The sequence below is a fragment of the Gilliamella apicola genome (assembly GCF_003202915.1).
Lineage (GTDB): Bacteria > Pseudomonadota > Gammaproteobacteria > Enterobacterales > Orbaceae > Gilliamella > Gilliamella apicola_Q.
This window is the reverse complement of record NZ_QGLP01000005.1, coordinates 44,643-57,161: the sequence shown is the minus strand read 5'-3', so window position 1 is coordinate 57,161 and position 12,519 is coordinate 44,643. Positions and strand designations below refer to the sequence as shown.

The 12,519-nt window shown below is 33.0% G+C and carries 15 protein-coding genes and 1 tRNA gene; 11 read left to right on the top strand and 5 right to left on the bottom strand.

The genetic code is table 11. The annotated features are described in order from the left end of the window. Positions 1 to 3: 3 nt before the first annotated feature. The 3 genes from DKK79_RS06370 (at position 4) to DKK79_RS06360 (ending at position 3,835) form a co-directional block, all read left to right on the top strand. Positions 4 to 1,308, top strand: coding sequence for a GntP family permease (locus tag DKK79_RS06370; protein ID WP_110423372.1), 1,305 nt, complete (start codon positions 4 to 6; stop codon positions 1,306 to 1,308). A 17-nt stretch (positions 1,309 to 1,325) separates the two neighbouring features. After that, entirely contained in the window at positions 1,326 to 2,471 is a 1,146-nt protein-coding gene (locus DKK79_RS06365) for a glycerate kinase family protein (RefSeq protein WP_110423371.1), read from the top strand. A 215-nt stretch (positions 2,472 to 2,686) separates the two neighbouring features. Next, positions 2,687 to 3,835 (top strand): sugar diacid recognition domain-containing protein, encoded by a 1,149-nt coding sequence (locus tag DKK79_RS06360; protein ID WP_110423370.1) that lies wholly within the window; start codon positions 2,687 to 2,689, stop codon positions 3,833 to 3,835. 16 nt (positions 3,836 to 3,851) lie between these two features. On the opposite strand, the gene DKK79_RS06355 is transcribed toward DKK79_RS06360, so the two are convergent. After that, entirely contained in the window at positions 3,852 to 4,052 is a 201-nt protein-coding gene (locus DKK79_RS06355; protein ID WP_110423369.1) for a thermostable hemolysin delta-VPH, read from the bottom strand. Between the two features lie 921 nt (positions 4,053 to 4,973). Beyond that, positions 4,974 to 5,047: transfer RNA gene (locus tag DKK79_RS06350), tRNA-Cys, on the bottom strand. 20 nt (positions 5,048 to 5,067) lie between these two features. On the opposite strand from DKK79_RS06350, the gene DKK79_RS14690 reads away from it, so the two are divergent. From DKK79_RS14690 to DKK79_RS06315, 8 genes are all read left to right on the top strand, one after another. Then, positions 5,068 to 5,196, top strand: a complete 129-nt coding sequence (locus DKK79_RS14690) for a hypothetical protein (protein ID WP_258363438.1) — start codon at positions 5,068 to 5,070, stop codon at positions 5,194 to 5,196. Positions 5,197 to 5,434: 238 nt separating this feature from the next. Continuing rightward, positions 5,435 to 5,731, top strand: coding sequence for a DUF6694 family lipoprotein (locus tag DKK79_RS06345; protein ID WP_110423368.1), 297 nt, complete (start codon positions 5,435 to 5,437; stop codon positions 5,729 to 5,731). A gap of 222 nt (positions 5,732 to 5,953) precedes the next feature. Beyond that, positions 5,954 to 6,799, top strand: coding sequence for a MurR/RpiR family transcriptional regulator (locus tag DKK79_RS06340; RefSeq protein WP_110423367.1), 846 nt, complete (start codon positions 5,954 to 5,956; stop codon positions 6,797 to 6,799). Between the two features lie 210 nt (positions 6,800 to 7,009). Further along, positions 7,010 to 7,441, top strand: a complete 432-nt coding sequence (locus DKK79_RS06335) for a PTS sugar transporter subunit IIA (RefSeq protein WP_110423366.1) — start codon at positions 7,010 to 7,012, stop codon at positions 7,439 to 7,441. Positions 7,442 to 7,452: 11 nt separating this feature from the next. Next, complete coding sequence (locus DKK79_RS06330) at positions 7,453 to 7,926, top strand: PTS system mannose/fructose/N-acetylgalactosamine-transporter subunit IIB (protein ID WP_110423365.1); 474 nt, start codon at positions 7,453 to 7,455, stop codon at positions 7,924 to 7,926. A 37-nt stretch (positions 7,927 to 7,963) separates the two neighbouring features. Next, positions 7,964 to 8,755: a PTS mannose/fructose/sorbose/N-acetylgalactosamine transporter subunit IIC gene (locus tag DKK79_RS06325; RefSeq protein ID WP_110423364.1), complete on the top strand. Its 792-nt coding sequence runs from the start codon at positions 7,964 to 7,966 to the stop codon at positions 8,753 to 8,755. Next, a complete protein-coding gene (locus tag DKK79_RS06320; protein WP_110423363.1) occupies positions 8,752 to 9,567 on the top strand; it encodes a PTS system mannose/fructose/sorbose family transporter subunit IID in 816 nt (271 codons plus the stop codon). Before DKK79_RS06325 ends, DKK79_RS06320 begins: the two co-directional genes overlap by 4 nt. A 14-nt stretch (positions 9,568 to 9,581) precedes the next feature. Further along, positions 9,582 to 10,640, top strand: a complete 1,059-nt coding sequence (locus tag DKK79_RS06315) for a tyrosine-protein phosphatase (protein ID WP_220019045.1) — start codon at positions 9,582 to 9,584, stop codon at positions 10,638 to 10,640. 117 nt (positions 10,641 to 10,757) lie between these two features. On the opposite strand, the gene DKK79_RS06310 is transcribed toward DKK79_RS06315, so the two are convergent. The 3 genes from DKK79_RS06310 to DKK79_RS06300 form a co-directional block, all read right to left on the bottom strand. Then, positions 10,758 to 11,306 (bottom strand): YiiX/YebB-like N1pC/P60 family cysteine hydrolase, encoded by a 549-nt coding sequence (locus DKK79_RS06310; RefSeq protein WP_181415250.1) that lies wholly within the window; start codon positions 11,304 to 11,306, stop codon positions 10,758 to 10,760. A gap of 145 nt (positions 11,307 to 11,451) precedes the next feature. Continuing rightward, on the bottom strand, positions 11,452 to 11,862 hold the full coding sequence (locus tag DKK79_RS06305; protein ID WP_110423361.1) for a DUF4878 domain-containing protein: 411 nt from the start codon (positions 11,860 to 11,862) through the stop codon (positions 11,452 to 11,454). A 124-nt stretch (positions 11,863 to 11,986) separates the two neighbouring features. Next, positions 11,987 to 12,400, bottom strand: a complete 414-nt coding sequence (locus DKK79_RS06300; protein WP_110423360.1) for a DUF4878 domain-containing protein — start codon at positions 12,398 to 12,400, stop codon at positions 11,987 to 11,989. Positions 12,401 to 12,519 lie beyond the last annotated feature (119 nt).

Sequence of the window (12,519 nt, the reverse complement as noted above, 5' to 3'; positions counted from 1 at the left end):
TAAATGACTGAACTCATTAGTTGGTATGGAGCGATTATAGGACTTTTCCTTGCTATTTTTTTAATTCTACGCGGGATAAATCCTGTCTATTCGTTATTTTTTGGCGCGATAATTGGTGCTTTTATTGGTGGTGCGAATCTAGTACAAACTGTTACCATTTTAACTAACGGCACACAAAGTATTATGGGTACCGTAATAAGAGTATTAGCGGCAGGTATTCTAGCTGGTGTAATGATGGAATCTGGTGCTGCGGAAACCATCGCACAAGCTGTGGTAAAAAAATTAGGTGAAAAGAAAGCTTTACTCGCTTTAGCATTAGCTACAGGTATTATCACTGCATCAGGGGTATTTATTCCAGTTGCGGTATTAATTGTTGCCCCAATTGCGCTTTCTGTAGGTAATAAAATGGGTATTTCTCGATTAGCCTTATTATTAGCACTTTCTGGTGGTGGTAAAGCGGGAAATATTATCTCCCCTAACCCTAATACTATCGCGGTTGCCAATGGTTTCAATTTAAGTTTGAGTGACGTGATGATAGCCGGTTTTATTCCTGCGTTGTTTGGTTTAATTGCTACGGTTGTAATTGCTTCATTAATCAAAAACAAAGGTGATAAAGTAACGGCTCAAGAAGTGATTGCTTTACAAAAAAACGATACTGAACAAAAAAATAACAACCCTTCTTTAGGCAAAGCTGTTGTTGCGCCTGTAACGGCAATTTTACTATTAATGATCAATCCTATAGGCAATATTTTTCATATTGAAGCATTAGCTAATTTAAAACTTGATGCTTTATATGTACTTCCTGTTGCGGGGATCATCGGAATGCTAGCCATGGGACAACATCGTAACATTGCTATGTATACCAAATCGGGAATTGAAAAAATGACACCAACTGTACTCATCTTGGTCGGTGCGGGTGCTATTGCTGGTTTAATTGGTGCATCAAACTTGGCAACTCAAGTTATCAATATTATTGGTTCCATGGGTATCTCTGGCTATTACTTATCACCAATTTCCGGTGTCTTAATGGCAGCAGCCACAGCTTCAACCTCTACTGGTGTTATTTTAGCAACCGGAACTTTTGGTTCAACCATTATGGACATGGGTATACCTGCTATTAGTGCAGCTGTTATGATGCATACCGGTGCAACTGTTATTGATTCATTACCACAAGGAAATTACTTTCATGTCACTGGTGGCAGTATGAATATGACAATTAAGCAACGTATGAAACTTATTCCATATGAAGCTATGGTTGGTGGAACAATGACACTCGTTGCCACAATTTTCTATCAATTTATTATGTAATATTAAGAGTAATTTTTATGAAACAGAAAACATTTGTACTTGCACCTGATTCGTTCAAAGAAAGCTTAACAGCTAAAGAAGTCTGTCAGGCAATGGAATCAGGATTAAAAAAAGTTTTTCCCGATGCAAAATATATTCATGTCCCGATGGCTGACGGTGGTGAAGGTACAACACAATCATTGGTTGATGCCACTAACGGTAAATTATATGCTTGTGAAGTTACAGGTCCGCTTGGCAATAAGGTAACAGCCTATTATGGAATTTTGGGTGATAACACAACTGCGGTTATTGAAATGGCATCTGCAAGTGGTATTCACCTTGTTCCTAAAGAACAACGTAATCCACTAATTACAACAACCTTTGGTACTGGGGAGCTAATTCTCGACTGCTTAAAACGTGGTATTAAAAAAATCATCTTAGGCATTGGTGGTAGTGCCACTAATGATGGCGGAGCTGGCATGGCACAAGCTTTAGGGGTAAAACTTTACGATAAAAATAATCAATTACTTCCTAAAGGCGGTGGTGTTTTAGGAGATTTAGCTAAAATTGATACATCGGAAATCAACCCTCAATTGGATAAAGTAGAATTTATTGTTGCTAGTGATGTAACCAATCCACTATGTGGCGAAAAAGGTGCTTCAAGAGTATTTGGTCCACAAAAAGGAGCAACTCCTGAGATGGTTGAACAACTAGACGCCAACTTACAACATTATGCCTCAATCATAAAGACTCAGCTAAATAAAGATGTCGCAATGATTCCTGGTGCAGGTGCTGCTGGTGGATTGGGTGCCGGATTAATGGCTTTTACCAATAGTAAAATGGAAAAAGGCATTGATATAGTTATCAAGTATAGTAATTTAGAAAATCAATTAATTGGTGCTGATTTCTGTTTTACCGGTGAAGGTGGAATTGACTTTCAAACTAAATTTGGGAAAACGCCTTATGGTGTTGCACAAACAGCTAAAAAGCATAATGTTCCGGTTATTGCATTAGCAGGAATGATTGGTGAAAACATCGAGGAACTTTATCCTGAAGGTATTAACACCATTTTTGGTATTATTCCTTCATTAGCTAAGATTGAAGATTTATTAGCAGATGGCTTTAAAAATATTGAACGCACCAGTGAGAATATTGGACGTCTAATTAATATCACTCAACTTTAACATTTTCAGACAACTAACAAGTAAGAGAATGGGGAAATAAAGAGGCTATTTTTTATTTCCCCAATTATTATAAACACCAATAATTTTTGCCATTAAAATAATCTATTCAAAATTAGCTATAATTGAAATGCTCAGACGACTTCGATAAAGATCCTAGCAATAAAAATCAATAAGCTATAAAATATAAGTCATTAAAAATAAAAAAGTTTATCACTATGAAAGTTCAAAGCATTTCTCCAACACTTGCTCAATATATTGTTGATAAAACCATGCAAATCATCAATTGTAATGTGAATATAATGAATAACCATGGAGAAATTATCGGTAGCGGTGATTTAGAACGAATTGGCGAATTACATGAAGGTGCTGTATTAGCTATATCGCAAGGCAGAGTTGTTACCATTGACAATCCAACGGCTAAAAAACTCAAAGGTGTTAAACCAGGTGTTAATTTTCCGCTAAAACTTAAAGATGAAATTGTTGGTGTTATTGGTGTGACGGGGGAACCCAACAAAATCATTCAATTTGCAGAATTAGTAAGTATGACAGCCGAGATGATGATGGAACAAGCATTATTACTCAATCAGCTCTCTCAAGATAATCGTTTAAAAGAAGAATTTATATTATCGATAATTCAATCGGACAATACAATGGCAAACATAACTGAGTGGAGTCGAAAATTAAATATTGACTTATCTTTACCATATGTAACTGTAATTATTGAAATCGAGAGTGGCCAGTTAGGAATTCAAACCGCAATGAGTGAATTGCAACAAATTCAAAATGAACTTGAAACGATAACCAAATTAGTAGCCATAAAATCACTAACCGAAATTGTGATATTACTTCCAGCCTTAAATAAGTTTAATCGATGGGATTTAGCAGAGCATAAGACAAAACTTGAAAAACTAGTTGGTCAAACAAAACTACTTAGTAAATTTGTTATAAAAATATCTTTAGGAAATTACTTTCATCAAGGTAACGACGCCATAGCAAGATCTTATCAAACCGCCAAAACAGCATTGGAAATCGGTAAAAAAAGATTTCCACATTGCCGTAATTATTATTATCAGGACCTAATTTTACCGGTTTTATTGGATGGTTTAAACCAAGATTGGCAAGCGGAAGAGTTACTTTCACCATTAAATAAATTAAAAGCATCTGATACAAATGGCTTACTGCAAAATACTCTCGAAACTTGGTTTATTCATAATCTACATAACAATAATACTGCAAAAGCCCTGTTCATACATCGCAATACACTTGAGTATCGATTAAACAATATTGCCAAAGTAACGGGATTAGATTTATCAAAATTCGATGATCGTGTACTGCTTTATATTGCATTACAACTCGATAAATAGCTTTATATATTAGATATTAATCCATTTCATCATCTAATCCAATAAGCGGCAAATATTCTTGCCAGCGATATTCCCTTATAGGCATTGGATTAACATTCTCAAAATATAAAACTAACGCAGGCTTGATACCGTTCCAGTTATCAACAAACTCATATCGAACAAGCAACCCCTCTTTTATCAAATTTTTGGCTTTAGCATGATAATTAAAATAACCCATGTTTACATAATCCTAACTATTAAGCAACGTTATAAGAAGTTATAATTCAATCAATTCCTAAAGCAAATGGTGAACTATAATTTTGATTGAAATCCAGACGATAATTTTAATTAATAAAGCAAAAAATCGAAATCAATGGCACAATAATTAATCAAAAAGATTTAGTAAAAAATAAATACATTTCCTGATGTTGAATATATGAATAACATTAGTCATTTCTGATCGTTGGTATGATAATCAAAGCGATCATGTAAACTAATTTTGAAAATTGATTATGCGTATTGCCCAATTATCCTGATGGGTATCAGTGAAAATCAACTTTGAGATAAGCCGTTCATTATTTATCTCAATCACCCTACTTACTCTTGGTAACTTATCTTTTATAATTACATTATATATATAAAATCATGTTAATCATGTGGAAAAGTATAAGCAAAACAGTAAGATAATGCTCTTGGGGAATTAAAGCTTTATTAAATGCCTTTAATCACCATTAAATTTGCTTTATCTAAAAAATAATCATCAAAAAAAGTAACTAAACGTAATAGGCTTGAAATATCAATTCGAAAAAAATTAAACCTTTCGATAAATTAAAGTTATGAAGACACCATTATTTCGATTCTCTTTGTAAGAGGATATTATCTAGTTGTGATGCCAAATACTTGATTTTTCACAGATAATTTAGTGAAACGGAAGCTGCTGTAGATAAATTTATAAAATTAACTAGTAAGAAATGTTCAAAAGCTTCAAAAGTATTCATCCTATACTTAATGAGTTAATAGCGCTTTAAAAAATATTAACGTATGACAAACCGACTAACCTTATGTAAATAGATAAAAAAATTAAGAAAACTTAATACTCTAAATGTTAAAAAAATCGAATTGATAAGACTATAAGACAGTGGTGAATCTGATAATATAATGGAGGCGCGTCCCGGAGTCGAACCGAGGTAGACGGATTTGCAATCCGCAGCATGGCCACTCTGCCAACGCGCCGTAGAGGTCTATCTGAATAGGTGGCAAATATTAGCATTGGCACACCTTATCGTCAAGGTTTAATAGCTTATAATTACAGCAGTCGGGTAGATTATTTCACTTGTGCTAAACATAGAACAGTAATTAAACACGCCAAAGAGTATATTTAAAGCAGTATTATATAAAAATTGAAAATTTGTTTTTAAGTTTTAAAAATCGATTTATTCGAAAAAACATTGCTTGTTAATTTCCTAAAATAAAATAATTCCAAATAGAATTATTTTGATTATATTTAGCTTTTTCTATAGTTTTTATTTTTGTTGAGAAATGGATTTATTACTTGATAATCATTTGTATTTAGTATAAAAATAGCGCTACCTATTAACCATATATTATTAAGGAAAGGAAATGTTCAAGAAATTATTAGCGGTATCATTATTAAGTTTTGTTCTAGTGGGTTGTGGTGACGATGCTCCTAAACTGGACTTATCAACAAAAGAAGCTTATGCAACTTCTGCACAAAAAGCCGGTGAAAAATTAAGCGACGCGGATAAAATTGCTTTCGCACGTGCAATGGTCAAAGTAACTGCTATTGCAGCAACTAACCAAGCGAATGCTGGCGATGAAAACAAAATCTTTGATGAAATCAAAAGCAAACTTAACGGTAAAACAGCTAAAGAAATTATCAGTGAATTCGATAAATAATTTTCTTGGTTAACCGATAAAACCCGCTTAAGCGGGTTTTATATGAATAAATCTAGCTATATTTTACCTTTTCTTTTTATTACTTCCTTTCTTTTATAAATGATAATCACCCCTGATTTTAATTATGATAATTTTATTAATTACATAATTTATATTTTTTTTTTAATTTTCTAGTCAAATTTTATATACTTACTTCACTAAAAGTGTTTTTTGAGGTGTGCAATGATTGAATTAAAACTCAGAGAAGTGAAAAAAGATTTATCAACTAAAGAGTTAAAAGTATCAGAGTATATTATTGCCAATACTCAAGCGCTAAAAAATATGAGCATACAAACCTTAGCCAAGCTCAATCATGTTAGCACAAGCACTATCTTACGACTCTGTAATAAGTTGGGTTATAAAGGTTTTAGTGATTTTAAAGTCGATCTTATTGGATCAATTCCTCAAAAACTAAGTACTGAAATTCTTCAAGATGATATTAATCTCAATGATTCTCTTGAAGATGTTAACAGTAAAGTTCAAGCTATGGAAAAATCCTCAATAGACGAAACTCACTCTATTGTTAATGTGAACGCATTAAATAGTGCCATTGAATTAATCATCCAAAGCAATAAAATTGTGATATTTGGAGTGGGTAGTAGCGGCTTAGTTGGTAAAGAACTTGAATATCAACTAATTAAAATTAAGAAAGATGTAAATTGCCATTTTGATTCGCATATGTCGCGGAATTTAATCAGTACATTAGACAATAATGATCTTGTTATTATTATTTCCCATTCGGGTGAAACACCTGATTGTGTTGAATTACTTAAACTCGCTGAGCAATCATTTGTCCCCTCAATTGCGATTACTAAAATGGGACAAAGTCAAGTCTCCTCATTAGCCTCTATTGTCTTACATACCACCTCAATGGAACATGCATCGAGATTAATTCCTATACGATCTAAAATATCACAAATATCGGTAGTGAATATGTTACTCACTAACTTATTCATTCGAAAATATGACGAAAGATTGTTACAACAAACTCAAAATCGTGAAAAACGAAAATATCCTCGAAATAACTAAAAAAACACAGTTTAATAAACAAACATATCAAATAATCCCATCATATTAGAGGTTTACTATTTTCTACCTTTCACTTAATAAATTTGATCTTGTTCACAAAATTATAAAAATTTAATAAAAAATAGATGACTATTTTTAATTGAGGATGTAATTTTATTACTAAGCAAAGCAAATTATTTAGTAATAAAATTACATTATAAGGAAATTTTTATGTCAAATCCTTTACCTATCATTTTAGCTAGTCATGGTCCATTTGCTCAAGGCGCACTTGAGTGCGTACAGATGCTTATGGGCGAACAAAAAAATATCCATATTATTTCAGTTTTAGTTGATAGCAATATCGATATGTTACGCCAAAAAATGCAAAGTAGTTACAGTCAACTCAATCAAGGCAATGGAGTAATTATTTTGGTTGATATTATGGGAGGAACTCCCTGCAATCTTGCTAGTGAATTATTAATATCCCATGACGATGTATTGTTATTTTGTGGATTTAATATTCCTGTATTACTTGAAGTTTTAAATAGTCGAGAAGGAACATTGAATGATGTAAAACAAGCTATTGAAGATATTTTCCCTCAAAGCTGTATAGATGTTAAGCAATTATTAAATGTTCAACATGAAAAATCTAATGAGTTGTAAGGAGAACAGCAATGCCAATTAATGTAGCACGAATCGATGATCGCTTAATTCATGGGCAAGTTATTACTACTTGGGTAAAAAACTATGATATAGAGCAAGTATTAGTTATCAACAATAAAGTCGCTAATGACAAAGTTCAACAATCAGTATTAACCATGTCGGCACCACCGGGATTAAAAGTATTAGTATTTGGAGTACAAGAATTTATCGAAATTCTCAAAAAGACAACTATCAAAAAAAGAACGATGTTACTTTTCACCAATAGCATTGATGTTGACGCATTAGTTGATGGTGGATTGTCGCTCGAAAAACTTAATGTTGGTGGTATGCGAATGCAAGATGGCCGCCATCAATTATCCAGAGCGGTTTCAGTTACACCTGAGGAAGAACAGGCATTTAGGAATCTAATTGCAAAAAATGTCGTAGTTGAAATTCAAATGGTGCCTAAAGACCCAATTATCGATCTTAAAACACTACTCAGTTAATTATTATTTCTTTATTTCATAATTTGGAGGTTAACATATGTTAACACAAGCTATTCTTGTCGCCATTTGGGCGGGAATTTGTTCACTCGATGACGTCGGCCCCCAAATGCTACGTCGACCTCTGTTGACTGGTACTGTAGCGGGGATAATTATGGGTGATGTGGTTCAAGGATTAGCCATTGGTGCAACACTTGAACTAATGTGGATGGGCGTTGGCAATGTTGGTGCCTATTCTGCCCCAGATATTGTTGCTGGCGCAATTATTGGCGTTTCATTAGGAATTTCAACAGATGGTGGCGTTGCAACAGGCGTTGCTCTAGCCTTACCGGTTTCAATTCTTTGTCAACAGTTACTCATACTTTGGCGATCATTTGCCTGTTTCTTAAATCCATGGGCAGAAAAAAGTATACAAAATGGTAATTATAAAGGACTTGTTAAAGTACACTATTTTTCAACGCCTATTTGGTTTTTGATTAGAGCCGTCCCATGTTTCTTAGCAATTTATTTTGGTAGTGATCTGATTAAAACAATTTTAGACGCGATTCCAAAGAATATTATTGACGGTATGGGTGTCGCTTCGAAATTAATTCCTGCAGTCGGTATCTGTATTTTATTACTGATGCTTTTAAAAGGATCTATGTGGTTCTTCTTTTTACTCGGATTTGTTTTAACGAGTTACCTAAAACTACCGATCATACCAGTTACCTTTGTTGCACTTGCCTTTGCTGTTTTATATGACATGGCATTTACCGCTGGTAAAAATAATAATCAAACTAACACTGAAAAACCTATACAAAATGACAGCATTGAAGAGGAATATGACCTATGAGCAATGAAAAGAAAATTACGAAAAAAGATCTTAATAGTGTCTTTTGGAAAATTCAAACTATCCCATTTTCATTCAATTATGAAAAATTACAAACTATTGGATTTGCACATTGTATGATTCCAATTCTCGACCGTCTTTATAAAGACGCGGATAAAGAAACACGTGTTAAGGCAATGCAACGTCATTTTGAGTTTTTTAATACTCAGGTTAATGCTGGTGCTTTAGTCCTTGGTGTTACTGCTGCTGTCGAAGAGAAGACAAGCGAAGAAGAAAAAGATGCCGTCATTTCATTAAAAGCTGGATTAATGGGTCCGTTTGCTGGATTGGGTGATAGTTTACTGAAATTCACGTGGATGCCGATATGCGGAAGTATTGGCGCAGCCTTTGCATTGCAAGGTAATATTATTGGCCCAATATTAATGTTTTTGATCTACAATTTTGTGAATATTTTTACAAAATATTTCTTTGTTCACTATGGATATAACAAAGGAATTGATCTTATTGAACAATCCAAAAATTCAAATATTATTCAAAGAATTAGTAATGTAGCCAATGTCGTGGGGGTGATGGTATTGGGATCGCTGATTGCTTCAACGGTAAAAGTCTCAACGCCTTATTTGATCGAAGTTGGAGAGCAATCGATAAAAGTTCAAGAGATGTTTGATAAGGTAATGCCGAATTTGTTAACACTTCTTTTTACCTTAGCTGTATTTTTCTTAGTTAGAAAATTCCAAGGTAAGTACACGGTATCACTAATTATCGCGGTTATGGTGATCGGTGTCATTCTTTCATCATTCGGTATATTACACTAAGCAGGAAGATAGCTATGATAGAAAAAAATAATCAAATATCTGTAGTTCGCAATAATCAAAGAAAATTGGAGGTAACTTTCAGTAATGATCAGCCTGCTGATTTATATTGGACAACCGAAGCTAATGCCCATACTAATAATAAAACGTTAATTGGAAAGGCATTAAACTCACCGGTAATATTTGATGATCCATTAAACGCCAAAAGTCGAATTTATCTTATATTGCATATTCATGGTCAATCGCCATATCTATTTGCAGAAAGGACATTACCAATCACAGGACTAAATAATTTCCGTGATTTTGGTGGGTATGTTGGTGCCAAAGGGAAACGGATAAAATGGGGACTGTTATACCGCTCCAATCATCTTCATGGGCTAAAACCCGATGCACAACAATATATACAAGCGTTGAATATCAAAACGATAATTGATTACCGTAGTGAAAACGAGATAAAAACCAACCCTAATGAAACAATAGGCGAAAAACAAACCTTTAATTTTGATGCATCAGCACAAACAGCTGAACTTGCTGCGCAATTTGCCGCCGATCCGAGTAATGAAGATCAAGCATTGATTGAAAGTGTCTTGCGCGATATTCCAAAAGAATTAGTTAATGGCGATGGAATACAAGTCCTTGAACAGTATCGTAACTTTGTACTGAGTGAAAAATCGAAAACAGCTTATCGACAAATGTTAAAAGTCGTTTTGGACTCCAACAATAGTCCAAGCCTACAACACTGTCGAGGAGGAAAAGATAGGACTGGTTATGGTGTAATGCTAATTCAAATTATGTTAGGTGTATCTGAATCTGATATTATTTATGATTATATGCTAACCCATGATAATCGTTTAGAACGGAATAAAATCAAAATGGCTGCTTATCGTGAAATTACAGATAATGAAGATGTTTTAGGTTATTTACTAAGTTTAATCGATACCCGAGAAAGCTTTATTAATGAAATTTTTGATACGATGAGAAAAATAGCGGGCTCGCCGAGCAATTATATTAAGCAAGAACTTGGCTTCACTGACCAAGATTTCGAAAAAATACAGTCTATATATCTAGAAGCTTAACCATCAAATAAAAGATCTAAAAGCGTAATTGTAAAATTGCGCTTTTTTATTATAAAAATAACTCTTTTAAATAGTGTTTAAGTACTGCTCCCTGTTGGTAATATCAAGTGATATGAACTATGGCGTTTTATCTGGATAAACATAAATCCAAGTGATATTTGGATAATTTGCAAAGGCACCAGGAAATAAATAGTCACCACTTAACAGTGGAAATTTAGCATGTTTCCATTCTGGATTAAAATCAGGTTGATATTTGACAATGGTGTCATATAACAAAGTTGTACAATATAAATGTTCTTGTTCGCGAGAAGCAAGTATAAATTCCTCGCCTTGTTTGGTTAATAGCTCTTCAATAATCTGTTTTTTTTGCTTATCTGATAGGAAATTCGGCCTAGCAACCGCATACATTTGCGCTAAATCGGGGTCAGTAAACTCTGTTAATGTAGAAATGATTACTTGATTAGGCTTATTTTCATCATCATTGGTTGTTGCATGAATTATCTTAATTTCAGGCTCCACGGAAACGATCATGCCAATATGGGAAAAAACACTACCATCAAGTTTTTTAACAATAAAACTATCGGTTTGAACACCATTACGGAAAATCCAATCACCAACTTGAATTAGTGAAAATTTTTCTTTATAAGAAGCATCCGAATTTGGCAATTCTAGTGCATAAACTGGATTTTTTATAAAAAGTAAAAAAATAAAAAAATAATGGAAAAGTTTCATAAAAATTTAAAGTTGTTATCTATAACCTAAAAAGGTAAAAATTAGTTTTCCTTTCTAGGTCATAGTATAATCACATGAATTATTTTATATTAATAAACCATTTATCATCAACTTTTATTAAAGATAATGCTGAGTTAGTCTTAGTACCATTTTTAAATATAACTGTTGTTTTAACATTCGCTAACGTTTTATCACTATTATATTCAATTGGTGATAATTCTACTCTGTCAAAGCCATCGTTTTGTTTAGCAGTTGCAACGGCTTGGTCGGTAACACTTTTCATTTTACTCTTCATTAAAACCTTGATATCTACACCTTTAGTTTTTAATTCATCAGGAATGTATAAAGCATCAAGAAGGCCATCAACATCACCACTATAACCAGCTTTAATGAATTTTTCAGCTACCGCTTCTGGTGTATCATTTGAAGAACAAGCTGTAACAACTAACGCCAACATAAATACACTTAAAAATTTAAATAACACTTTCATATTCTATTTCCCTACTTAATAATTTACTTATTGTATTCTTTACTTTTAACTGAACAACAGCAAATAATAAAAAACATTTTGATTTAATACATGATTAAAAAACCACTAATATATAATATTAGAACTAATAACCTAATTCAATAAACCAATTACCATCAACTTTAATTAATTTAAGTTTTTCGTTTTTATTCTTACTGTCTTTAAAAATAACATTTATTTCAACCACAGCACGAGTTTTATCATCATTAAGATATTTTGTTGGCTGATATTCAACTTTATCCACGCCACCATGATTCTCAGCATAGGCTTTCGCTTTGATTACACTATCTTGTAATTTACCTTTGACCATCATGCTAATCTGAGAAGATTTCTCACTATCAGGAACATCTATCATCTTCATTATGGAATCGGCATCACCACTATACATGGCATTTACATATTTTTCTGCAACTTTTTCTGGTGAACTTTCACCTGATGAACAGGCAACAGCAAGTAAAGTAAAAAAAAGAATTCCTATATACTGAGTTAATCGTTTCATTGATGTTCCTAAATGATTTTTTGAGTTCAATCCTATTAATTTCTAACAGTGTTAATATTAATCTAAAAACAGTACGAATAAAGTTCTGTAATTATTGTGTAATTGAATAACTAATTGTA

Excerpts from the sequence above, each read along its gene's own strand:
- DKK79_RS06365 (WP_110423371.1), top strand. The coding sequence starts at position 1,326 with ATGAAACAGAAAACATTTGTACTTGCACCTGATTCGTTCAAAGAAAGC.
- DKK79_RS06370 (WP_110423372.1), top strand. The coding sequence starts at position 4 with ATGACTGAACTCATTAGTTGGTATGGAGCGATTATAGGACTTTTCCTT.
- DKK79_RS06325 (WP_110423364.1), top strand. The coding sequence starts at position 7,964 with ATGTTAACACAAGCTATTCTTGTCGCCATTTGGGCGGGAATTTGTTCA.
- DKK79_RS06305 (WP_110423361.1), bottom strand. The coding sequence starts at position 11,862 with ATGAAAGTGTTATTTAAATTTTTAAGTGTATTTATGTTGGCGTTAGTT.
- DKK79_RS06340 (WP_110423367.1), top strand. The coding sequence starts at position 5,954 with ATGATTGAATTAAAACTCAGAGAAGTGAAAAAAGATTTATCAACTAAA.
- DKK79_RS06300 (WP_110423360.1), bottom strand. The coding sequence starts at position 12,400 with ATGAAACGATTAACTCAGTATATAGGAATTCTTTTTTTTACTTTACTT.
- DKK79_RS06335 (WP_110423366.1), top strand. The coding sequence starts at position 7,010 with ATGTCAAATCCTTTACCTATCATTTTAGCTAGTCATGGTCCATTTGCT.
- DKK79_RS06360 (WP_110423370.1), top strand. The coding sequence starts at position 2,687 with ATGAAAGTTCAAAGCATTTCTCCAACACTTGCTCAATATATTGTTGAT.
- DKK79_RS06345 (WP_110423368.1), top strand. The coding sequence starts at position 5,435 with ATGTTCAAGAAATTATTAGCGGTATCATTATTAAGTTTTGTTCTAGTG.
- DKK79_RS06355 (WP_110423369.1), bottom strand. The coding sequence starts at position 4,052 with ATGGGTTATTTTAATTATCATGCTAAAGCCAAAAATTTGATAAAAGAG.
- DKK79_RS06315 (WP_220019045.1), top strand. The coding sequence starts at position 9,582 with ATGATAGAAAAAAATAATCAAATATCTGTAGTTCGCAATAATCAAAGA.
- DKK79_RS06320 (WP_110423363.1), top strand. The coding sequence starts at position 8,752 with ATGAGCAATGAAAAGAAAATTACGAAAAAAGATCTTAATAGTGTCTTT.
- DKK79_RS06330 (WP_110423365.1), top strand. The coding sequence starts at position 7,453 with ATGCCAATTAATGTAGCACGAATCGATGATCGCTTAATTCATGGGCAA.